This window comes from Limnobacter sp. UBA3528, from assembly GCF_002377005.1.
GTDB lineage: Bacteria > Pseudomonadota > Gammaproteobacteria > Burkholderiales > Burkholderiaceae_B > Limnobacter.
The window spans coordinates 33,233-53,812 of record NZ_DFOZ01000053.1 but is presented as its reverse complement, the minus strand read 5'-3'; the positions used below and the strand labels follow the sequence as shown (position 1 = coordinate 53,812).

Genomic DNA, 20,580 nt, shown 5'->3' with positions numbered 1-20,580 from the left:
TGAGCGAGGTGAGTCAGGGTGAATTTCAAAAAGGGAGAATCAGGTTTTCTGGCGCTAGAGGGTATGCACCTGAGCAAGCCGGCACACAGCCCAACGACGCAGGGCGCTTAATGGCTTAGGTCTTCCGAACCACCACGCTGCCAATTGAATAACCAGCGCCGAACGAGCAGATCACGCCCACATCGCCACTGCCCAAATCATCTTTGTGACGATGGAATGCAATCACCGAACCCGCAGACGCGGTGTTGGCGAACTCATCAAGAATGACCGGTGCTTTGTCGGCCGTGAATTCGCTGCTGCCCAGCAATTTTTTGGCAATCAGCTGATTCATGGCCAGGTTGGCCTGGTGCAGCCAGTAGCGTCGAACATCGCTCGCGGAGTTCAAGCCCAGGCTTTGCAAGTGGGTGCTCATGTGCTCGGCAGCCATGGGGCACACTTCCTTGAATACTTTGCGGCCTTCCTGCATGAACAGTTTGTCGCGGCCACCGCGGTCTGCGCTCTCGGAGCGGTTCAAAAAACCAAAATTGTTGCGAATGTTGTTCGAGAATTTGGTGGCCAGCTTGGTGCCCAACACCTCCCAGCTACCCGGCTTGGCGTCTTCAAGACGCTGCACAATCACGGCGGTACACACATCACCAAAAATGAAGTGGCAATCGCGATCCAGCCACGCCTGGTGGCCTGACGTAATTTCCGGGTTCACCATCAACACAGCACGGGCAGTGCCGCTGCGCACTGCGTTTACCGCTTGTTCAATACCGAAGGTGGCTGAGGAACATGCCACGTTCATGTCGTAGCCAAAACCTTCAATGCCCAAGGCTTCCTGAATTTCTATGGCCATGGCCGGGTAGGCGCGCTGCATGTTCGAGGCTGAACAAATGACTGCATCAATGTCGGCAGCGGTCAGCCCCGCGTCTTCCATGGCTTTGCGACCAGCGTCCACGGCGATTTCAGCCATCATCGACAGTTCGGAATTCGGACGTTCCTTGAAATAGGGGTGTAGGCGATCCGGGTTCAGAATGCCTTCTTTTTCCATCACATAGCGCTGCTTGATGCCCGATGCGCTTTCGATGAATGCCGAGTTGGAAGGCTGCAGTGGCTGTAGTTCTCCGCGGGCAATTTCAGCAGCATGCTCGGTGTTGAACTTTGCCACATAGGCATTGAACGACTCCACCAATTCGTCGTTGGTGATGGTTTGGCTGGGTACGAAAAGCCCCGTGCCGCTGATGGCTACCTTGATCATTGCGCTCGTCCTGGGTGGATGATTGGTTTTTTGTCTCTTGCGCAATGATAAAGGCAATGGCCTTAAATTTTAAGACGCCAGGCGCATTTGTTCCACGGACATACCCTGATCCGCTGGTTCGGCCCTGCGACCAATGCCCTCGTAAATCAAGCCATAATCCGCCAGCAGCGCGGGGTCGTACAGGTTTCGGCCGTCGAACACCGCCTTTTGGCGAAGCGTGCGGCTCAGCATCAAAAAGTCGGGGCTTTTGAACATGCGCCATTCGGTACACACAATCAGGGCGTCGGCATTGAACAGGGTTTCTTCCTGGGTTTTTGCAATTTCGAATTCGCCCAGCAAAGGTCCGTCTTGCCTGAATGTAGCAAGGTCTTCTTCCATGGCGCGGCGGGCTGTTTCGTTGGCCACCGGGTCGAAGGCCTGAACTTTGGCGCCACGCAGCACCAGTTCGGCTGCGATGGTGCGGCTGCTGGCCTCGCGCATGTCATCGGTTTCCGGCTTGAAGGCCAGGCCCCACATGGCAAAGGTCATGTTGCTGAGGTCTTCACCAAAGCGGGCAATAATCTTTTCAACCAGTACGCGTTTTTGGCGCTGGTTGCTGTGGTTTACCGCCCGCAAAATGGACAGGTTCTCGCCAGCCTCTTCACCGGTCTGAATTAAGGCACGCACGTCTTTGGGAAAGCACGAGCCGCCGTAACCGCAGCCTGCATACAAAAAGGAGAAGCCAATGCGGGGGTCGGAGCCTATGCCTGCGCGCACCTGTTCAATGTCGGCGCCAATTTTTTCAGCCAGATTGGCCAATTCATTCATGAAACTGATGCGTGTGGCCAGCATGGCATTGGCGGCGTACTTGGTCAGCTCGGCAGAACGAACGTCCATGCACATCAGGCGCTCGTGATGGCGCTGGAAGGGGGCATACAGCGACTTCATCATGCGCAGGGCGCGTTGGCCAGCAGGCGTGTTGTCGGTACCCAGCACGATGCGATCGGGACGCAGAAAGTCGTCGATTGCCGCACCTTCCTTCAAAAATTCCGGATTCGACACCACGGTGAAGGCGTGCAAGGCATTGCGCTGCACCAGCACGCGGCGCACCTCATCAGCCACGCGCTCGCCAGTGCCCACAGGCACCGTCGACTTGTTGATCACCACTTTAAAGCCATTCATGTGCGTGGCAATTTGCTGGGCCACTTTGAGCACATGGCGCAGATCGGCACTGCCGTCCTCTCGGGGTGGGGTGCCCACGCAAATAAAAATCAGCTCAGCATGGTTAACCGCATCTTCAATGCGTGTGGTGAAATCCAGGCGCTGTTCCCGAATATTACGCTCCAGCAGCTCATCCAGGCCGGGCTCGTAAATCGGGCTTTGACCATTTTTGAGTTGGGCGATCTTGGCGGAATCAATGTCGCAACACAGAATTTTGTTGCCCACTTCGGCCAAACAGGCGGCTGTAACCAAGCCTACATATCCACTACCAATGATAGAAACGCGCATGTGCTTTGCTTTGATGAGTGATCAATGCGAGCAGTGTGTTGCGGCAGTGTTGCCTGCGTTTGACAGATTTAAGACTGGATTGTGACAGCGGAGGAGGGAAGCAGGGGGAGAGACGATGTTGTGGCGAAGGCGGTAGGGTTACCGCCTTTTCACCACCCGCATTATTGCAAAGTCAGTTTGTTGTCTTGACCGAAACGGCGCATTTGATGAACCACTGCCAAGGCAACCTGACCAACAACCAAACAACCTGCAGCCAACAAATTAGGGCCTTCGAAACCAGTGGCGTTGATGTATTGAACACCTGCGTTGATGGTGAAGCCGGTGGTCAACATGGCCATGAACAAGATGCCTGGTGTGCGAACTACTGAGTCGATAAAGTTTTTCATTTTGGTATCCCTTTTACATTGGATGCGAAATCGGGGCTTTCGCTTTAACCCAGCAAACTTTGTTGTGTTTGCATGAGTTGTATTGTGTACAGTTGTGCACTCAATGTCAATTGACAAAGTGTCAAAATACTCGAATATTTATTCTAAGAATTACAAGTGATTGTTTTATATGATATTTATATTGGTAAATTTTTGTGAGCAATTAATTTTTAAAGGTCTGTTCATCGCGTCTTTGCCGCCCACTCAGCGTTGGTCCCGCCCACCCAGTGTGTCTTTGTCGCCCACTCAGCGCGAATCCCAATCGCCTGCCAGAAAACCTGTACTTCCCTTTTTGAAGTCACACTGACTCAACTTGCTCGACAAAAAAGATGGTCGAGCAAGTTGTCGGCTAGTCGCCGAGCGTTGCGTGTGAGTTCAAACGGGCAGGTTTTCTTGAAGGCAAATCGATCGGGACATCGCTGCTGATCGGGCTCCAAGCCGATGACTCAAGCCGCGAAATAAGCCTTCAAGCGGTCTGCATATCCAAGTTCTTCCGCCTTCACCTTGGCCAGATCCCGGTAGGTTTTGTTCACCTTATCAGTTAGTTTGGCCATGCGTTCCTGTGCTTTTGCATCCATTTCAGCCGTGATCAGCCCAACTTCAGTCATCAAGCCCGAGTCGGCAAAGGCCGCTGCGATCAGTTCAATCAACTTCTCGTCGTTCAGCATATTGGCCAACTTGGCAATGCGGTCTTTGCGCTGCGCATAAAAGGAAATGTGCAGGTTGGCGGCCGGGTCTTTGATCACTTCCATGATCTCGATGGCTTTTTTCTCGGGAATATAGTCGGTAAAACCGCCCAGCACGTGAAAGTCGCCATGTTCAACCAGCTTGGCAGTCACTTTTTTCAGCTGCTCCACAGGCAATTCAGCCAACATGTCCACTGCGCGTTCCGGAATTTGCTCGCGAGCCACTTCAGCCATGAAGTCGGCATCAAACAGTTTGCACAGGCTGACTGCTTTGCTCATCGGGGTGAAGTAAGACATATTGGCCGTAATCGCCGGGCCAAACACCTTGGTGCACAGGGTGGCGCTGATGGAATCGGGTGCCAATTTGCCTGCACCTGCAATGCGTTCAAACACTGGGCCGAACTTGTTCAACAGGCTATTTTGAAAATTGGTGCGCAGCTTTTGCAAAGCCAAGGCGTCGAGTTTGTCCAGGTACGCCAGGTCATCGGCTGACTTGTGCAGTGCTTGCGCCAAGCGGCGCAGTTCAGTGTTTCTGTCCATGTTTTAAAGCCCCAGAATTTTTTTAACAGTGCCGCGCAACAAGCGGGGAATGTGTTCCAGCGCGTTGTCCATGCTTTGCTTCAAGAAAGCATCGTGGGCTTGGTGGGCGGCGGCCAGGTCAGCGGCCAGCTTCTTTTGATTGGCAGCACTAAGCTGCTCCAGTTCGGGCATGGGTTCTCCCAGTGCGTCGATCAATGCGGCATCCAGTTTGGGCATGCAGGTCTCCGGTTTTGTTAAGTTTTGATGAATGATAAGTTGAAATATCGAATTCGACAGTTTTTCTTTCCCGTTTAGAGTGCTGGGTCAAATTCAGCACGGGGGCAGATCGCATACACTTTCACTCAGCGCTAACAAATCAAAGATTTTTCATGGCTCGCCTGCAACTGGATTTTCCAGACGATAACTTCGTTTACACCACCACATTGACGGTGCGTATTACCGACATCAATGCGGGCAACCATTTGGCCAACGATTCAATGATCTCCATGATCTCGGAGGCACGCGCCCGGTTTTTGTTTCAAATGGGTGTGCCTGAACTGTCAGAAGACAAAACCGGAATTATCGTGACCGACCTGGCCACCATGTACAAAAGCGAAGCCCATGCGCGGGATCAGCTTTTGTTTGAAGTGGGGCTGATGGATTTCAACAAATACGGTTGTGACATTATTTTCAGGATTACACGCCCTGCGGATGGCCGCCTGATCGCCCTGGCCAAGTCAGGGTTCGTATTTTTCAATTACAACGCCAGCAAAGTGGTGCCCATGCCCGCTGACGTTCTTCATACCTTTCAACAAGCCTTGGCCGGCAAAGCATCGGTCAGCACAGTGAGCCAGTAGTGAACAGTTACATTCCGATAAAAACCCACGAATCACATTTCCTGGACCTGCGCGGTTTGCGTACCCACTTGCATTGCTGGGGCCCTCAAGATGCGCCATTGCTGGTCATGGTGCATGGCTGGATGGATGTGGGCGCCAGCTACCAGTTTGTGGTGGATGCCCTGAAAAAAGATTATCGGGTTATCGCCCCCGACTGGCGTGGCTTTGGTTTGAGTGATTGGCCGGTGGCAGACGGTTCGCCCGGCATACGTTCGTATTGGTTTCCAGACTACCTGGCCGATCTCGATGCTTTACTGGATCACTTCTCGCCCACGCAGCCAGTGAACCTTGTAGGCCACAGCATGGGTGGCAATATCGCCATGATGTATGCCGGTGTGCGGCCAAAGCGTATTCGCAGCGTGGTGAACCTGGAAGGTTTTGGCATGCTCGACTCGCCCCCCGAGAAAGCACCCAAGCGCTATTCCAATTGGCTTGATGAAATTAAAACGCCCAAAGAATTGCGCACCTACAACAGCCTGGAGGCGGTGGCCAAGCGTTTGCAAAAAACCAACCACAGACTGAGCGATGAGAAGGCGATGTACCTGGCGCAGTTCTGGAGCCGGGTAGAGAACGATGGCTATAGCTTATTGGGCGATGCTGCGCACAAAATCATGAACCCCATTGGTTACAGATTGGCCGAGGCACAGGCTTGCTGGAGCAATATTGAATCCCCAGTGTTGCATGTGGAAGCCAAACAGACTGAGGCTGGCATGTGGTTGAGTCGCGCTGGTGAGCCGGTTGATTTTGACGCGTTCCGTACCCGTTTCCACTGTGTGCCCAATTGGAAGCACGTGGTTGTCGACAATGCAGGGCACATGGTGCATCACGATCAGCCTGAGGTGCTGGCGCAGTTGATTGAGGCGCACATTGGGCAGGCAGCAAACGCAGGATAAAAAAAAGCCGACTTCGTGAGAAGCCGGCTTAACCTTTCTCGCTTGCGGAGAAGAGGAGACATGAGGTTGAACACTGTTACAGCGCTCAATGTGAACATTGTCGCGCTAAGGTTTTGGAACGACAAGCAGTTTTGTAGGTAATTTATACTAGACAAAACCATGAACTTTCACGGTTTTGTCACATACACAGGCTTTCACTATGCCCCACATTACGATTGAATACAGTGACAACCTTCAGAATCTGGATGAGTCCTGGGTGCTGCTCCAGGTGAATAAGGCTTTGATTGGGCTCGGTATTTTCATGGATGCTGATATCAAAACCAGAATTCATGGTTTACGTTCGTACCGCATGGGCGTGGCTGCTTCAGAAAGCGGTGACCACGCTTTTGTTGCAGCCACGGTCGAGTTACTCAGTGGCCGTGAATTCACTGTACAAGAGCACTTGGGGCAGGTGTTGCTCAAAGTGCTTGAAAGAACCTGCCTTCAGGCCGACGGCCCCCAAACCCAAATCAGCGTACATGTGCGCGAAATGCAATCCGAGTTGTATTTCAAATCGGTCAGCAAACGCAGCTAATCGCAGGGGGAATCAGGCGCCCAGCAATTGATGCGGGTTTTGGCCCTGCATTTTTCGTTTCAACAATTCAATCAGTCGTGGTTCGTCCAGCAAGGCCATGTGGCCAGTGCGGTCAATGACATGATTCGCCGCACCCTCCAGGTGGGCAAATCGATGGTGCAAAATCAGTGCGTCAGGAATGGCGATCACACTGCTCATTTTTTGGCGGTGCGCGTCGTCTTCTACATTCAATTCATTCAGGAAGTCGCTGTTGGGTAGCATGTCGATTGCGCAATCGCCCACGCCCAGGTGGGCCATGCGTGTGCCATTGTTGGGCGAGGCCAGTGTAAACAGGTGTTGCACCTGCGTGTGACTGTGCCAACGCGTGCTCATGGCTTTGCGGACAATCAGCCCGCCCATGGAATGGCCCACCAGATAGGTGTTGGCATCTTCACATTCAGCCTGTTCCAGCACTGTGTCCATGTAGTGTCCAAAATCGCGGGCCATGTCGTGCACTGATGCCAGCACGTAGCGTGGCTGATACAGGGCCACGCGCACGCCGCTCCACAGCAGTTCTTCATACAGGGTTGCAAAGCAGCCCGGTTTTTCCATGTAGCCAGGCACCATGAACACGATTGGCAGTTGCCGATTGTGAAAATTGGGGCTGAATTCAGGAACGAATTGCGCCACACGTTGGCGAAACAGGAAACTCAAGCCAAACAGATACCCTTCGCGGGCCGCAAGTTTGGCAACGTCGGCCACGCCCAGTTTGGGATGGCTGGATGCAGGTGTTTGAGCGGCCATTTGTTGTCCCCTTTTAATTGCTTTCAGGTTTGCTGGCTCGTTTTGTTCAAATTACGCTTGTATGCGCATTTACTACAATTCAATTAACGGTCAAAAAACACGCCTGTTGAGTAAATCGAACAAAACCTCGGGTAAATCCGGAGCAATTTGAAAGAAAAAGCCGGCGTTTGCCGGCTTTTCGGGGTGAACCAATCAATCCAAAGGAATTTATACCAATGTGTCTGCCCAAATATTCTGGGCCCAATTCCAGGCGTAAGTTCCTTCCAGTTCGTTGGGGGCTGCAGACACACCACCCGAACCTTCCACAGTCAGGAAGGTTTTCTTTTCAGCGTTGTACACATGCACACTGGCCACGTGAATCACGTTGCTGGTGGTCACATAGCTGTAGCAGGTGTTGTTGGTCAATGGTGTAGCATTGGGCTCCCAACCGCTAAGTTGGGCAACAATGGCTGCTGCCACCACTTTGGCCTGGCTGTTGGCCATGTGGCCGCTTTTCGGCATCATGGGCGCACCTTGCACCGAGTCGCCGATCACATGCACATTGGGCGCAACAGTCGATTCAAAAGTCATGTAGTTCACTTCAGCCCAACGCTTGTTCAGGTTGGCAATGCCAGAATCGACCGCCAGTTTGCCTGCACGCTGTTCAGGCAGAATGTTCAGCACATCGCCCTTGATGGGTTCTTCAAATTCAAAGCGAACGGTTTTTGTGGCGCCATCCACCCCGGTTACTTTCATGTTGGGGCGATATTCCAGAATGCCTTTGTATTCGCTTTCCCACACGCCTTTGAACAACTTGCCTTTCGATGTCACGTCGGCGTTCGCATCAAGCAATAGCACTTTCGATTTCGGCTTGTATTGCTTGAAGTAGTTGGCCACCATGCTGGCGCGTTCATAAGGCCCGGGGGGGCAGCGGTAAGGTGCCAGTGGCACGTTCAAAATGTAGGTGCCGCCGTCGGGCATGGCTTCCAGTTGCTTGCGCAAACCCACTGTTTCAGGGCCGGCTTTCCAGGCCTGCAAAATTTGTCCGCTGGCATTGGCTGCAGCCAGGCCTTCGATTTTGTCGAGCTGTAAATCGATGCCCGGTGACAAAACCAGTTTGTCGTAGGGCAGTGTTTTGCCGTTTTTCAGTTTCACTGTGCGTTTTTCAACGTCAATGGCAGTCACATAATCCTTGACCATCTTGACGCCGTGGTTGCGGGTCAGGCCAGTGTAGGGTGTGCTGATTTCATTGATCTTGCGAATGCCACCCACCACCAGGTTGCTCATGGGGCAGGAAACAAAGGTGGAGTTAGGTTCAACCAAGGTTACGTCAAGCTGGTTACCGGACAACATGCGCAGGTATTTGGCTGCGGTTGCGCCGCCGTAACCACCACCGATTACCACTACTTTGCCTTTGGCACTTTTTGCAGTGGCTGACAGGGGCATGCCTCCCAACAGGGCTGTGGCCAATGCGCTGGTTTGTAAAAATTGTCTTCTTTGCATGGTGCGCTCCTTAGTCTTTCTTGCCGAGGTAATTGGCGATGATGTCGATTTGCTCGTCGGTGTAACCCTTGGCAAGTTGATGCATCACAGTGGCGGGGCGCTGCCCGGTCTTGAACCAGATCATATTGGTTTTAATGTATTCAACACTCAGGTTGGCAAGCCCGGTCACAGCGCTGCCTTCCACACCTTGGCCATTGGTGCCATGGCAGTTCGCACAAGTGGCGGCCAGGCTGGCAGCTTGCAGTTTTTTCTCGGGTGTCAGTTCGTTGGCAATTGCGCCTGTGCCCAACAGCAGGGTGCTGCAGGCCAATGCCATGCTTGTCAGCAGGCGTGCGGCGCGTTGATTTAACTCAGTCATTGCTGTGCCTCCAGTTCTTATATCTCTAAACGCTTTTATGGGGTGTACGGATCGAATATGAATCATCACGCATGCAGTGTCAATTAGCCGACACAAAGCGCAATCCACTTTGATTCTAGCGTGGTAACAGGTACAGGCAAGCAGTTTTTTCTCATATGCATATAACAAGATCGAGGTTGGACGTGGCTCACTCCAAACATGCACTGCAAGCAGTACTCCTTTCCCTTTCAACCCTGGTACTTTCTGCTTGTCTTTCCTCCGGCAGCGACGACCCAACAAGCACCGCTGGCGGTGGTTCGGTGATCAATCCAGCCGAGTCCAATGGCCGGGTTTTCCTGATTCAACCCGGGCCCAATGCCACGGAGGAAATGGTCAAGGCCATGGTGCAACTCAAACCCAAAGACATTCTGAGGTTTGATTGCGGCTTTTTTGATTTGAAAACCGGCATACAGATTACAACCACCGAGGATGTGATTATTGAAGGCTGCGGCATGGATGAAACTTTCCTGTCGTTTCGCGACAGCACCTCGCAGGAAGGTTTTCTGGCCTCGAATGTGCGCGGTATTACCGTGCGTAACCTGACGATTGGCGATTCGCCCGGCGATGCGTTCAAAATGAAAGGCGTGAACCACGGTACTTTGAAAAAGGTGCGTGCCATCTGGAGTAGTGGTCGCAAACTGCCCGAAGAGCGCCCGATTACCGCGGCCAACTTTCGCGATGAAATTAAAGTGGCCTGTACCGACCCAGCGCGCCACAACCCGGCCAACCCCAATCCACTGGAAACAGACAACACCTCGCCTGATTACACGGTGAGCACGGCGTCCGGGCGCTACGGCATTTACCCGGTTGAAAGCCGAAATATTCTGGTGGAGGAAACCGAAAGTATTGGCGCGTCGGATGCCGGTATTTATGTGGGCCAAACCAATATTGCGAAGATTCGCAAAAGCCGTGCGGCGTTCAATGTGTTCGGATTCGAGATTGAGAACGTTCAGGACGGCGAATATTCCGAGAACCTGGCGGAGTGTAATTCCGGTGGTTTTCTGGTGTACGACCTGGACAACCTGACCCAGTATGGTTCGCGCTCCAGGGTGTACAACAACATTTCACGCAACAACAACACCTACAACTTTGCGGTGCCAGGTTCGATTGTGGCCAACGTACCGCGTGGCTCAGGCTTGATCACACTGGCTTACGACAAGATCGACATTTATGACAACGTGTTTGAGAATAACGGCACGGCCGGTATTATTTTGACCAGTTACGATTTGTTGGGCGAGAACGGCGACCGCCGAATGGATGTGTATTCCGAAGCGGTGAATATTTTCGACAATACCTTCATCAACAACGGGAATGATCTACCTCAGCCGGATTTTGCCAGCATCATTGCCACGCAAGGTGCGCAAATCAGCAGTGCGTTTCCACTGGTGGTGGGTTTGAAAAATGCATTGGGTGGCGGAGGCTACCGTGGCGCACACATTGTATGGGATGGTTACACCGACACGTTGAACAGCAGCTGCGACCTGCCCAAAGACCGCAATGGCAACCCAGTGGAGGTGGATGCCGATGGCAAGCCCATTCAAGGCAACCAAAACCCCAACCCCAGTTGCCGCTACAACAAGTACAAGTTCGATACCAATGGGCAGCGCAAAGTGCCAGCCTGGTGGTTCAGTTGTATCAACCCCAACAACAATTTTGGGTCAGACAGCCTGGCCTTTTCGAATTTCCATGGCACCCGTGGCCTGGACGCAGTGATCAATCTGAATACCAGCGACCCCACTGCCAATTTGTCGCTTGAATACATTCAGTCGATTGCCACCGGTATTCCGCTGTTGCCCAGCGAGTTCGATGTAAGCAAACACGATTGCATGGCCCGTTTTGGCGCCGACCTGCCGCGCTTGCCCGATTTTGAGTTCGAGCCCTTTGTGCCCAGCGGGCAGTTTGCGCCCGAACCCGCCGCAGAAGCGGTCAAGGCCTTGTGTGAAGTGCCCCTGAAAGCGGGTGTGGTGAATGAGGCTGCCGCACAGGTGAACTGCCCCGATCTGGCACAGTACAACTTGTTTGCCGATGATCAAAACCCGGCCAGCAGACCCAACGGGCAGGGTATGCCGTATGTCCTGAACAGCAAACTGTTCAGTGATTATTCCATCAAACACAGGGTGATGTTTATTCCGGAAGGCAAGCAGGCCCGCTTCCTGGAGGATGAGGAAAGCCGCGTGAATTCCACCATTGAATTCCCGGTTGGCACCATCATTGCCAAAACCTTCTCGTTTGTGGATCAACCCGCTGCACGCGAAACCCCTTATGAAACCCGCTTGTTGATCAAACGCCAGCGCACCGATGGGCAAAACTATTGGGAGGCGCTGGAGTACATTTGGCAAGATGCTGGCAATGGCAAACGCAAGGCGGTGCTCACCCAGTTTGGCGGCAGTGCTGCGGCTAGCTGGGATTATGTGGACGTGGATTCTGGGAAACGCCAAACCGGCAGCACGGCAGCCTACATGTTCCCGAATGCCAGCCAATGTGCCATTTGTCACAGCAACAACGATGTGGACCCAGGCTCAGCACCCATTGGCCCCAAACCACGCAATTTGAACCGGGCTTATCTGAATGAGTCGCCCATGTTCACAGGGCAGGCCCAACACCCGGTCAATGGTAAAAACCAGTTGAAGTTCATGTGTGAAACCGGCTTGATGAATGGTTGCCCCAGTAGTTTTAATCTGGATCAGCGGCAGGTGGCCACCAATGTGAACCACATTCCGAAGTTCAACAACCCGGGTGATTCAGGCCTGCCCGCCAATTCAAAAGGCGACATTGAAGCCCGTGCACGCGCTTACCTTGAAGTGAATTGTGCGCATTGCCACAACGTGAATGGTCAGGCCTCCAACACCGGTTTTTATGTGGATGTGTTCCGGGCAGTGGACAGCACCTACGGCATTTGTAAAAAGCCGACTGCCAGTGGTTCAGAAGGGCGGGGTACCCGCACCTACGACATTCACCCAGCCATGTCGAGCGACTCCATCGTGCCGTACCGCATGGGTCCAGAGGCCGTTGAACTTGCTGCGAAAATGCCGCCTTTGGCACGCAGCGTGGTACACACCGAGGGCGTGGCATTGATCAACCAGTGGATTGATCAGGTCATTGATTCAAGCTATGAAAACGCCGATGCCTGCCAAGAGGGCAACACCTCGGGCGGTGGTCTGCCCTTGATTGGAGGCCTTCCCCTGTTACCATAGCGGGATGGAATTACTCAAAGACCCCACCGCTTTGTTTTTGTTCAAATTGGCCATCACCTTCGGGTTGATGGCCAGCGGTTTTTTTGTGAACCGGGCGCTGTCCTGGTCGCTTCGCAAACTTCATCCCTATCACCCTGAAAAAGCGCGTTCCCAACTGGTTTTCCTGAAAAACCTGGTTCGAATGGCTGTGTTTTTCTTGTTGATTTCGGTGTGGGCCTCGCAAATTACGGGTGCGTTTCTCAGTGTGGTGGCCATTGCCGGCGCGCTGATTATTACCGGCAAGGAAGTGGTGCTCAGCCTGTTGGGCTATGTGAATATTTCACTGTCCAAGCCATTCAGAATTGGCGACTACATTGAAATCGGCACGCAAAACGGCCGGGTGATTGACATTGATCTGCTCAGCACCAAGCTGTTTGAAATTGGTATGTCTGGTAAATACACTGGCCGCCGCCTTGCGGTGCCCAATGCACTGGTGTTGACCCAAACCATCAAGCATTTGTCGATGCTGGGCAAGTTCAGCTTGTACACGATTGAAATTATTTTGCCTTTTAAGGCCGACACGGCCAGGGCGGAGCAAGTTGCCTTGGAAGTGGCCAATGCTGTTTCCGCCAGTTGGGTGGAAGAGGCAGACCAGTATTTCGACCGCATCGAAGTGTCGGAATTCGTCGATTTGCCCAGTGCAAAACCCGAGGTGTTTTGGCAGGCCTACAATGAACTTGCCCACAAAATGATTGTTCGCCTGGCTTGTCCGCTCGAAAAGCGTGGCGATGCAGAGCAGGCAATTTACAAGGGTTTTTGGCGCGAGTTCGGCCCCGTGTAGGCTGGTGTTGGATTCGGGAACCTCTTGCCGCAGTGTCGAGTCTATTGGGCGAGACCATGAAATACAACAAAGGGACATTCATGACAAATTTCGCAGCTCAAACCGTGTGGGGCAAACTTGCCGCTACTGCCGTAGCCGCGTTGTTTGCTACCACTGCCATGGCGCATGGCAGCGATGGCCATTCGCACGATCATGGAAAGGCCAGCAGTCGACACAATGATGCTGCACATGTACATGGCCAGGGCGAACTTGAAATTGTTCAGGATGGCAACGGCCTGTTCATCAGCCTGTCTTCCCCGCTTGAAAATGTGTTGGGGTTTGAACGAGCGCCCAAAACAGATGCTGAGAAGGTGAAGGCCCGTCGGGTAGTTTCATTGCTGAAAGCCAATGGCCTGTTTGCCTTTTCACCCGAAGCACAGTGCAAACGCACTGGTCACAAGTTGTACTCTGAAATTCTGAATCCCCACTCCCATGGTGCGGCAGATGATCATCAGCATCACGAGGATGCCAGCGGGCATTCCGACTTTCGGGCCTCTTATGAATTCGAATGCGAGCAGCCTGCCAAACTCAAGGTGATCGATGTGCGCGTCTTTCGACAGTTTTCCGGATTCGAAAAAATTGAAGTGCAGGCCTTGTTTCCGAAGGGACAGGTTGGCGCAAGCCTCACCCCCAAACAGAGCACATTGGTGGTGCAATGACCTTGGCAGTACTCCACTGCAACAATCTTGTATTCAAATACGCAAGCAGCGGATTTGAACTAAGAATTCCAGAGTTTTCCATGCAGGCCGGGGACACTGTGTTTCTGGAAGGTAACAGTGGCAGTGGAAAAAGCACCTTGCTGAACTTGATGGCCGGCGTGTTGTTGCCACAAAGCGGCCATGTCAGTTTGATGGGTCAAAACCTCAGCGCTTTGTCCGCCAGCCGATGCGATTCGCTTCGGGTGGATCACATTGGTTTTCTGTTTCAGCAATTCAATTTGTTGAGTTATTTGAGTGTGCTGGACAACGTCACTTTGCCCTGCAAGTTTTCAAAGCGCCGCAAGCAAAACGCCATGGCGCAAGCTGGCACTGTGCGGCAGGCCGCTGAGCGGTTGTTGAACGGCCTGGGCATGGGCAAGTATCTGGATCAACCCGTGTCTACCTTGTCGGTTGGGCAGCAGCAGCGCGTGGCCGCTGCCCGAGCCTTGATCGGCCAGCCCGATCTGATTATTGCCGACGAACCCACTTCAGCACTGGATGCCGGCCACCAAGCCCAGTTTGTTCAATTGTTGCTAGCACAGGCCGCTGAACAAAACACGGCCGTATTGTTGGTCAGTCACGATCCCAATTTGGCGCAGCACTGCGCAAAACGCCAGCACATGGGGCAGTGGCAAGCATGATTCAAACACTCTTTTTGTTGGCCAGTCGAAGCGCCTGGAGCCGCAAGGGCAGCCTGTTGCTGTTGTTGCTCAGTGTGATCACTTCGACTTGTCTGTTGCTGGGCATTGATTTGGCCCGGCAAAGTGCCAAGGCCAGTTTTTCGAATGCAGTGGCAGGCACTGATTTGATTGTCGGTGCGCAAACAAGCCCGGTTTCTCTGTTGCTCTACAGCGTGTTTCGAATTGGCCAGGCCACGCGCAATGTGCCTTACGCCGAGTTCGAGCGGTTGGAACAAGACCCCCGCGTGAAGTCGGCGTTGCCGATTGCGCTGGGCGATTCTTACCAAGGGTTTGCCGTGGTGGGCACCAAGGCCGTTTATTTCGACCGTTTTTTGTACGGCGCACGGCAAAATCTGCAGTTTGCACAGGGCCGGGCTTTTGAAGACTACACCGTTGGAAAACCAGCCGCCGTATTGTTTGAAGCCGTATTGGGCGCCGAGGTAGCCAAACGCTTGAATCACAAGGTGGGCGACAAAATCGCATTAAGCCACGGCATGCAAATTCAACAAACTGATCCCAGTCATGCGGACAAACCTTTTACTGTGGTGGGTGTGTTGCAAGCCACTGGCACCCCGGTGGATCAAAGTGTTCACATCAGCCTGGCGGGCATGGAGGCCATTCACGTGGATTGGGCCGCTGGCGTACCAGTACCAGGTGCTGAAATTCCGGCTGAATATGTAACCAAGTTCAATTTGCAGCCCAAGTCGGTTACCGCAGTGTTGATTGGTTTGAACAACCGGGCGGGTGTTTTTCGCATGCAGCGTGAACTTGAAAACAGGCCCGATGCTGCGCTTAGCGCGATTTTGCCAGGCGTGGCCTTGAGTACCTTGTGGCAAACCGTGGGTGTGGTTGAGCGGGTGTTGTTGTTTGTGGCAGCGCTGGTGGCTGTGGTTAGTGCATTGGGGCTGACCAGTGTGATGCTGGTGACTCTCGGGCAGCGCAGGCGCGAACTGGCCGTGTTGCGTTCAACGGGTGCCGGGCCGCGCACGGTGTTTGGTTTGTTGTTTCTTGAAAGCGCTTTGGTGATGTGGGTGGGGGTTGCCTTGGGTGTATTGGCACTTGCGCTGTGCGGTGCTGCACTTGCGCCCTGGGTTCAGGCACAATTTGGTTTGCAACTCGTGAGCGTGGGTGAACTTGGCGCGGGTTTGTTGGCGGTCGTTGCCTTTGCTGCTTTTGGCAGCCTGTTAGGACTGGTGCCTGCATTTCAGGCTTATCGAAACCAGTTGCAAGATGGGTTAAACCCCAAAACAAATTGATTCGAAATCAAGTAATTTGCAGGTGTGTTGTTCATGAAAATTGGCAAAGTGATTGTGATGGTTGTTGCGGTGGTGGTACTGACCGCGCTGGGCTATGGCCTTGCCTCTTGGTTTCTGGGCAAACCTGCCCAAAATGCGGAGGGTGCTACCCAACTGGAGCAAACACTGGCCCAACTTTCAAGCGAAACCGCCTCGACTGACAGCGAATACGCTGTTGGAGACCGGCTCACTGGCAGTGCCGACAAAGGCGGAAAGAAAGCTGCAGTATTCGACCCCGCATTTCCCGAATTGCAGTGGGACAATTTGATGCCCGCCGATTGGGACCCGATGGCTGCATTTCGCGGCATGAACATCGCTGAGTTGCAGGACAACGACCCCAAAGCCCAAGAGGCCCTCGACAAAATGCGCAAGGCCTGGAATGATGCCCCGGTAAACCCTGCCTACACCGGAAAAAAGGTGCGCATCCCTGGGTTTGCCATCCCGATCGAGCAAAGCGAGAAGGGCGTGGATGAACTTTTGCTGGTGCCGTATTTTGGCGCCTGCATTCACACACCGCCGCCACCAGCCAACCAGATCATTCATGTCAAATTGAGCGAACCTCAGCCTGCAGTGGGCGCAATGCAGGCTTACTGGGTTTGGGGCGAGTTGACTGCAAGCAAATTCAGCAGCGAACTTGGCGACGCAGCCTATTTACTGAACGCCACAGGCATACAGCCCTACGAAGACTGAATTCGCCGCTGAATTAGTAAAAACCCCTCTATTTTTATCGTTGACAGCGCGGCATCATGCCCATACCTTTACATCACTCGATGTTACAGTCGATAAAACAAACAAACGTTTGATTTACACCGGAGGTTATGATTCATGGGCAATGTAAGCACTGGCACGGAGTTCGCCGGAATGCACCATCTTGAGCTTGCATTTCTAGACGATGTTGCTCCGAAGTACCTTAGCCTGGCTCGTCCGCCACATGGCCTGAAGATTCGCCAATGGAAAAACCGCAGTGCGGTACCTTTGATCAATAGGCTGCATGCAGGTTTATCCGGCCTTAAACGCCAGCAGGCCACCGTACTTGATCATGAACTGGTGTGGCTGGAGGGCGGTAACCCCGAAGGAACACCCGTGGTGTTGCTGCATGGTTTTGCATCGAATAAGGAAAACTGGTTGTCACTGGTGCCCTTTCTGTTGAAACAGCACCGTTTGTTTGTTCTGGATTTGCCGGGCTGGGGAGAAAGCCAGTTCAATGCCAACGTGCCCTATGGGCTGGACGATCAAGTGGCCCGTGTGGCTGCCTGGATTGAAAACCATGTGCCGGGCAAAGCCCATGTGGTAGGTAACTCCGTGGGTGGTTTGGTGTCTGCCTTGTTGGCGGGCCGGCATGCGAATCTGGTTCGAACCTTGTGCTTGATGAACCCGGCGGGCGGCAAGGGTAGTGACCACACCCGATTTGAAGCCGGCTTGAAAGAAGGTCGTAACCCAATGATTGTTGAAAGCCTGGCTGGTGCACACACACTGATGAGCCTGGCCATCCACAACCGAGCCATTGCACTGGCCCTGGCCCCTGTCATGGCGCAAGACCTGATTAATCGCCGCCATGTCAACCGACACCTGTTTCATCAAATGTTCGTGAACGCGCCCAACCCCAATGGCCCAGGCATGTCCGCCACACAGGCGCCTACCTTGATCATGTGGGGCAAAGAAGACCGACTTGTACATTACACCGGCGCTTATACCTACCAGGCCATTATTCCTCATGCGGATGTGTTACTTTTTGACGGCGTGGGGCACTTGCCCATGGTTGAAATTCCGATCCGCACGGCCAAGGCCTTGCAGGAGTTTTGGACGGCTTGATCTAGATAGGGGATTTGAAGCATGAACATTCATAAAGCTTGCATCATGCTGGGTTTGCTCGGTTTGTTGACGGCATGTGGTAACAACCTGGATGGTGTTTACAAAGATGACCTGGGTTTGCAGAAATATGAGTTTCAGGGTAACGGCACGGTATATGTGTCTACCATGGGTGTAACCCGCGAAGCTGCTTATGTGGTTGAAGACAAAAAAGTAAAAATCACCAGCGATGGTGAAACCACTATTTACGATCTGAATGAGGACGGCACCATAAAAGGGCCCCTTGGTATGACATTAAGGCCTTCCGCAGCCCAATAAAGTTCTCAGCGAATTTCCCCCAAACCCGCTCCTGCAGCGGGTTTTTTACATTTGTTCACACAGTTAACCTTTTTTAGCATTCCCCCAAGTGCATTAACCCAATATTGGCCCCCTTTTCCGTTTCTTTTCTCCCTATTGCCCACATGGGTATCAGCGCAAACTTTATTTAAGCGTGAAATATTCAAGTTCACTGCGTTTAACAAAGTGGTCCTATGGAGGCCTTTATGCGCAGCACCCTGATCGAATTCCTGCAAGTTCTCCATCACTGGGTGGCCACCGCTTACCTCACTGTTCATGGCGCTTTTTGCAATGGATGGTATGAGGCATTCGAGTCTTCCCCCGCACCCATTGAACCCGCAGTGTGCCCAGTCAAACAACTGATAGGAATTTCTGTTCATGAAAAAACACAATAAAAATGCACTGCACTACCAGGCTTTGATGCCCATGGGCTTGATTGCCGCATCAGTCGGAATTCTGGTGTTGGGTGCATTCATTCAAAACAGTGTGTGGCCGCTGGCCTTTGGCAGCGCCGCGCTGTTGTTGTGTGCGTTGGCCATTCATGAAATGGGCAAGAAGCAGCAACTTGCCTTGCAGGCAGAAATTGATGCCTTGTCTTCAACAGTGACCGAGTTGAGCAAAACAGACGTTGAAAAAGCAGAGTTGGGTCATTTGGCTGACATGTGGGTGCCCACGCTGAACAGCCAGCTGAGCACTGCGAATTCGCAGATGGAAATGGGCATTGTGAACCTGGCCGAAGCCTTCTCCGAAATTCACAGCAAGCTGAATGACATCGTGAGCGTGGCTGCAGGTGCCGCGCATGTTTTGGGTAACACCGCCAGCGGCAATGGTTTGGCGGACCACGTGGCACAAAGCCTCAATGGCATGTTGAGCAGCATTCGAAATTCATTCGATGAGAAGGCCACCATCATGCAAGAGGTGAAAGGCTTTATTTCCTCGACAGAAGAGTTGGCCAAGATGGCTGCATCCGTCGAGAACCTGGCTGCGCGCACCAATCTGCTGGCGCTGAATGCCGCCATTGAGGCAGCCCGGGCCGGTGAAGATGGCCGAGGCTTTTCGATTGTTGCCGACGAAGTTCGCAAGCTCTCGATGTTGTCTGCTGAGACCGGTGTGAAGATTCGCGAGCGGGTGCAACTGATTGCCTCAGCTGCAAAAAAAGCGGGCGACGGTGCCGCGCGCATGGAAAGCAGTGATGAAAAGGTACTCAGCCAGGCCAGTGAAACCTTGAGTGGTGTAGTGGAGCAATTCGAGCAAGTCACCGTACCTCTGCACCAAGCCAGCGAGCAGATTATCGCCAACACCAATCAGGTTTCCTCCAGTTTGAACGACGCAGTGGTGCATTTTCAGTTTCAAGACCGTGTGTCTCAAATTCTTGGGCATGTGCAAGACAGCTTGAGCCAGGTGAAAAGCCAATTGAATACGGGCCTGGAGGCCTTGAACGTGGCCGCGCTGATGCATGAACTTGAACGCAAATACACCATGGCCGAAGAGCGTGTGAACCACAGCGGCAAAGGCAGCGCCAGCGCTACTGCCAAGCCCGCTGCCAGCAGCGATGAACTGACTTTTTTCTAAACATCCGAGAACGAGAACCTGTATGAGCAAAACCGTATTGATTGTGGACGACTCCACCTCCCTGCGCCAAGTGGTATCGATGACCCTGAAAAGTCAGGGCTTTGATGTGGTGGAGGGATGTGATGGCAAAGACGCATTGACCAAGCTGGATGGTCGAAAAATCAACCTGATCGTGAGCGACTTGAATATGCCGAACATGGACGGTTTGACCTTTGTACGCGAAGTCAAAAAGATGGCGGCTTACAAGTTCGTGCCCATCATCATGCTGACCACGGAATCGGATGACAAGCTGAAAAGTGAAGGGCAGGCCGCAGGTCTGAAAGCATGGATGGTGAAGCCGTTCAAACCGGAACAGATGATTGCAGCAGTGAACAAATTGGTGGCGTGAAGCCACAGGGAGAATGTACATGCACAGCGAACTGATCATGCAAGAAGAACTTGAGAACGACATGGAAAACAGCATCGCAACGTGTAAACACACGCAAGTGGCTTTGGACACTTTGACGATTGCAGACTGTGCGGGCCTGGTTGAGGTGATTCGTCAGTCCTTGAATCAAGGAATTTCAGTGGTGCTTGATTTGAGCAATTGCCAGGAAGTGGACACGGCGGGTATGCAAATGTTGGTGACCATTCAAAACGACCCCGCAGTGAACTTGCGTGTTCATTGGACCAAACCTTCCGAGGTAGTGGCCATGAAGGCTGCGCGCCTGGGTGTTCAGTCCTGGATCAACGCTGGTTTTTTGGAGAACTGAGG

General features: G+C 52.9%; 23 protein-coding genes. 15 read left to right on the top strand and 8 right to left on the bottom strand.

What is annotated here, in order from left to right; translation table 11 throughout:
- Positions 1–115: 115 nt before the first annotated feature.
- The 5 genes from B4N58_RS14485 to B4N58_RS14465 form a co-directional block, all read right to left on the bottom strand.
- Entirely contained in the window at positions 116–1,240 is a 1,125-nt protein-coding gene (locus tag B4N58_RS14485; protein ID WP_291750500.1) for a beta-ketoacyl-ACP synthase III, read from the bottom strand.
- 69 nt (positions 1,241–1,309) lie between these two features.
- A complete protein-coding gene (locus tag B4N58_RS14480) occupies positions 1,310–2,728 on the bottom strand; it encodes a UDP-glucose dehydrogenase family protein (protein WP_008253043.1) in 1,419 nt (472 codons plus the stop codon).
- Between the two features lie 161 nt (positions 2,729–2,889).
- Positions 2,890–3,114, bottom strand: a complete 225-nt coding sequence (locus B4N58_RS14475) for a hypothetical protein (protein ID WP_008253044.1) — start codon at positions 3,112–3,114, stop codon at positions 2,890–2,892.
- Positions 3,115–3,599: 485 nt separating this feature from the next.
- Positions 3,600–4,379: a hypothetical protein gene (locus B4N58_RS14470; protein ID WP_291750499.1), complete on the bottom strand. Its 780-nt coding sequence runs from the start codon at positions 4,377–4,379 to the stop codon at positions 3,600–3,602.
- Between the two features lie 3 nt (positions 4,380–4,382).
- Positions 4,383–4,595 (bottom strand): hypothetical protein, encoded by a 213-nt coding sequence (locus tag B4N58_RS14465; protein WP_008253293.1) that lies wholly within the window; start codon positions 4,593–4,595, stop codon positions 4,383–4,385.
- A gap of 152 nt (positions 4,596–4,747) precedes the next feature.
- On the opposite strand from B4N58_RS14465, the gene B4N58_RS14460 reads away from it, so the two are divergent.
- The 3 genes from B4N58_RS14460 to B4N58_RS14450 all read left to right on the top strand — a co-directional run bounded on the left by B4N58_RS14460 (position 4,748) and on the right by B4N58_RS14450 (position 6,721).
- The gene (locus B4N58_RS14460; RefSeq protein WP_291750498.1) at positions 4,748–5,215 is read left to right on the top strand and encodes a thioesterase family protein; all 468 of its coding nucleotides are present in this window, start codon (positions 4,748–4,750) and stop codon (positions 5,213–5,215) included.
- The gene (locus B4N58_RS14455) at positions 5,215–6,147 is read left to right on the top strand and encodes an alpha/beta fold hydrolase (RefSeq protein ID WP_291750497.1); all 933 of its coding nucleotides are present in this window, start codon (positions 5,215–5,217) and stop codon (positions 6,145–6,147) included. Before B4N58_RS14460 ends, B4N58_RS14455 begins: the two co-directional genes overlap by 1 nt.
- Positions 6,148–6,346: 199 nt before the next feature.
- Complete coding sequence (locus B4N58_RS14450; protein ID WP_291750496.1) at positions 6,347–6,721, top strand: 5-carboxymethyl-2-hydroxymuconate Delta-isomerase; 375 nt, start codon at positions 6,347–6,349, stop codon at positions 6,719–6,721.
- 12 nt (positions 6,722–6,733) lie between these two features.
- Here the strand turns inward: B4N58_RS14450 and B4N58_RS14445 are convergent, their stop codons facing one another.
- The 3 genes from B4N58_RS14445 to B4N58_RS14435 form a co-directional block, all read right to left on the bottom strand.
- Positions 6,734–7,504: an esterase/lipase family protein gene (locus B4N58_RS14445; protein WP_291750495.1), complete on the bottom strand. Its 771-nt coding sequence runs from the start codon at positions 7,502–7,504 to the stop codon at positions 6,734–6,736.
- 207 nt (positions 7,505–7,711) lie between these two features.
- Positions 7,712–8,986, bottom strand: a complete 1,275-nt coding sequence (locus B4N58_RS14440; RefSeq protein ID WP_040513807.1) for an NAD(P)/FAD-dependent oxidoreductase — start codon at positions 8,984–8,986, stop codon at positions 7,712–7,714.
- Between the two features lie 10 nt (positions 8,987–8,996).
- Entirely contained in the window at positions 8,997–9,344 is a 348-nt protein-coding gene (locus B4N58_RS14435) for a c-type cytochrome (protein WP_291750494.1), read from the bottom strand.
- Positions 9,345–9,526: 182 nt separating this feature from the next.
- Here B4N58_RS14435 and B4N58_RS14430 point away from each other — a divergent pair, with 182 nt between their 5' ends.
- From B4N58_RS14430 to B4N58_RS14375, 12 genes are all read left to right on the top strand, one after another.
- A complete protein-coding gene (locus B4N58_RS14430; protein WP_291750493.1) occupies positions 9,527–12,577 on the top strand; it encodes a parallel beta-helix domain-containing protein in 3,051 nt (1,016 codons plus the stop codon).
- A gap of 4 nt (positions 12,578–12,581) precedes the next feature.
- A complete protein-coding gene (locus B4N58_RS14425) occupies positions 12,582–13,397 on the top strand; it encodes a mechanosensitive ion channel family protein (RefSeq protein WP_008252437.1) in 816 nt (271 codons plus the stop codon).
- Positions 13,398–13,477: 80 nt separating this feature from the next.
- Positions 13,478–14,095 carry a DUF2796 domain-containing protein gene (locus B4N58_RS14420; protein ID WP_291750492.1) on the top strand — a complete coding sequence of 206 codons (618 nt, stop codon included), beginning with the start codon at positions 13,478–13,480 and terminating at the stop codon, positions 14,093–14,095.
- Positions 14,092–14,775 (top strand): ABC transporter ATP-binding protein, encoded by a 684-nt coding sequence (locus B4N58_RS14415; RefSeq protein ID WP_008252441.1) that lies wholly within the window; start codon positions 14,092–14,094, stop codon positions 14,773–14,775. Before B4N58_RS14420 ends, B4N58_RS14415 begins: the two co-directional genes overlap by 4 nt.
- On the top strand, positions 14,772–16,070 hold the full coding sequence (locus B4N58_RS14410) for an ABC transporter permease (RefSeq protein ID WP_008252442.1): 1,299 nt from the start codon (positions 14,772–14,774) through the stop codon (positions 16,068–16,070). The genes B4N58_RS14415 and B4N58_RS14410 overlap by 4 nt, the downstream gene beginning before the upstream one ends.
- 33 nt (positions 16,071–16,103) lie before the next feature.
- Positions 16,104–16,799: a DUF3299 domain-containing protein gene (locus B4N58_RS14405; RefSeq protein WP_083797217.1), complete on the top strand. Its 696-nt coding sequence runs from the start codon at positions 16,104–16,106 to the stop codon at positions 16,797–16,799.
- Positions 16,800–16,934: 135 nt separating this feature from the next.
- Positions 16,935–17,921: an alpha/beta fold hydrolase gene (locus B4N58_RS14400; protein ID WP_291750491.1), complete on the top strand. Its 987-nt coding sequence runs from the start codon at positions 16,935–16,937 to the stop codon at positions 17,919–17,921.
- Between the two features lie 21 nt (positions 17,922–17,942).
- Entirely contained in the window at positions 17,943–18,236 is a 294-nt protein-coding gene (locus B4N58_RS14395) for a hypothetical protein (RefSeq protein ID WP_008252445.1), read from the top strand.
- A 224-nt stretch (positions 18,237–18,460) separates the two neighbouring features.
- Positions 18,461–18,649 carry a hypothetical protein gene (locus B4N58_RS14390; protein ID WP_156799707.1) on the top strand — a complete coding sequence of 63 codons (189 nt, stop codon included), beginning with the start codon at positions 18,461–18,463 and terminating at the stop codon, positions 18,647–18,649.
- Complete coding sequence (locus B4N58_RS14385) at positions 18,633–19,826, top strand: methyl-accepting chemotaxis protein (RefSeq protein WP_291750490.1); 1,194 nt, start codon at positions 18,633–18,635, stop codon at positions 19,824–19,826. The genes B4N58_RS14390 and B4N58_RS14385 overlap by 17 nt, the downstream gene beginning before the upstream one ends.
- A gap of 22 nt (positions 19,827–19,848) precedes the next feature.
- Positions 19,849–20,214, top strand: coding sequence for a response regulator (locus B4N58_RS14380; RefSeq protein ID WP_008252462.1), 366 nt, complete (start codon positions 19,849–19,851; stop codon positions 20,212–20,214).
- A 19-nt stretch (positions 20,215–20,233) separates the two neighbouring features.
- Positions 20,234–20,578, top strand: coding sequence for an STAS domain-containing protein (locus B4N58_RS14375; protein WP_198006863.1), 345 nt, complete (start codon positions 20,234–20,236; stop codon positions 20,576–20,578).
- The last annotated feature ends 2 nt before the right edge of the window (positions 20,579–20,580 follow it).

Coding starts and splice junctions, on each gene's coding strand:
- B4N58_RS14385 (WP_291750490.1), top strand. CDS start 18,633: ATGAAAAAACACAATAAAAATGCACTGCACTACCAGGCTTTGATGCCC.
- B4N58_RS14475 (WP_008253044.1), bottom strand. CDS start 3,114: ATGAAAAACTTTATCGACTCAGTAGTTCGCACACCAGGCATCTTGTTC.
- B4N58_RS14405 (WP_083797217.1), top strand. CDS start 16,104: ATGAAAATTGGCAAAGTGATTGTGATGGTTGTTGCGGTGGTGGTACTG.
- B4N58_RS14400 (WP_291750491.1), top strand. CDS start 16,935: ATGGGCAATGTAAGCACTGGCACGGAGTTCGCCGGAATGCACCATCTT.
- B4N58_RS14425 (WP_008252437.1), top strand. CDS start 12,582: ATGGAATTACTCAAAGACCCCACCGCTTTGTTTTTGTTCAAATTGGCC.
- B4N58_RS14470 (WP_291750499.1), bottom strand. CDS start 4,379: ATGGACAGAAACACTGAACTGCGCCGCTTGGCGCAAGCACTGCACAAG.
- B4N58_RS14410 (WP_008252442.1), top strand. CDS start 14,772: ATGATTCAAACACTCTTTTTGTTGGCCAGTCGAAGCGCCTGGAGCCGC.
- B4N58_RS14435 (WP_291750494.1), bottom strand. CDS start 9,344: ATGACTGAGTTAAATCAACGCGCCGCACGCCTGCTGACAAGCATGGCA.
- B4N58_RS14390 (WP_156799707.1), top strand. CDS start 18,461: ATGCGCAGCACCCTGATCGAATTCCTGCAAGTTCTCCATCACTGGGTG.
- B4N58_RS14485 (WP_291750500.1), bottom strand. CDS start 1,240: ATGATCAAGGTAGCCATCAGCGGCACGGGGCTTTTCGTACCCAGCCAA.
- B4N58_RS14375 (WP_198006863.1), top strand. CDS start 20,234: ATGCACAGCGAACTGATCATGCAAGAAGAACTTGAGAACGACATGGAA.
- B4N58_RS14395 (WP_008252445.1), top strand. CDS start 17,943: ATGAACATTCATAAAGCTTGCATCATGCTGGGTTTGCTCGGTTTGTTG.
- B4N58_RS14460 (WP_291750498.1), top strand. CDS start 4,748: ATGGCTCGCCTGCAACTGGATTTTCCAGACGATAACTTCGTTTACACC.
- B4N58_RS14380 (WP_008252462.1), top strand. CDS start 19,849: ATGAGCAAAACCGTATTGATTGTGGACGACTCCACCTCCCTGCGCCAA.
- B4N58_RS14465 (WP_008253293.1), bottom strand. CDS start 4,595: ATGCCCAAACTGGATGCCGCATTGATCGACGCACTGGGAGAACCCATG.
- B4N58_RS14415 (WP_008252441.1), top strand. CDS start 14,092: ATGACCTTGGCAGTACTCCACTGCAACAATCTTGTATTCAAATACGCA.
- B4N58_RS14420 (WP_291750492.1), top strand. CDS start 13,478: ATGACAAATTTCGCAGCTCAAACCGTGTGGGGCAAACTTGCCGCTACT.
- B4N58_RS14480 (WP_008253043.1), bottom strand. CDS start 2,728: ATGCGCGTTTCTATCATTGGTAGTGGATATGTAGGCTTGGTTACAGCC.
- B4N58_RS14450 (WP_291750496.1), top strand. CDS start 6,347: ATGCCCCACATTACGATTGAATACAGTGACAACCTTCAGAATCTGGAT.
- B4N58_RS14445 (WP_291750495.1), bottom strand. CDS start 7,504: ATGGCCGCTCAAACACCTGCATCCAGCCATCCCAAACTGGGCGTGGCC.
- B4N58_RS14440 (WP_040513807.1), bottom strand. CDS start 8,986: ATGCAAAGAAGACAATTTTTACAAACCAGCGCATTGGCCACAGCCCTG.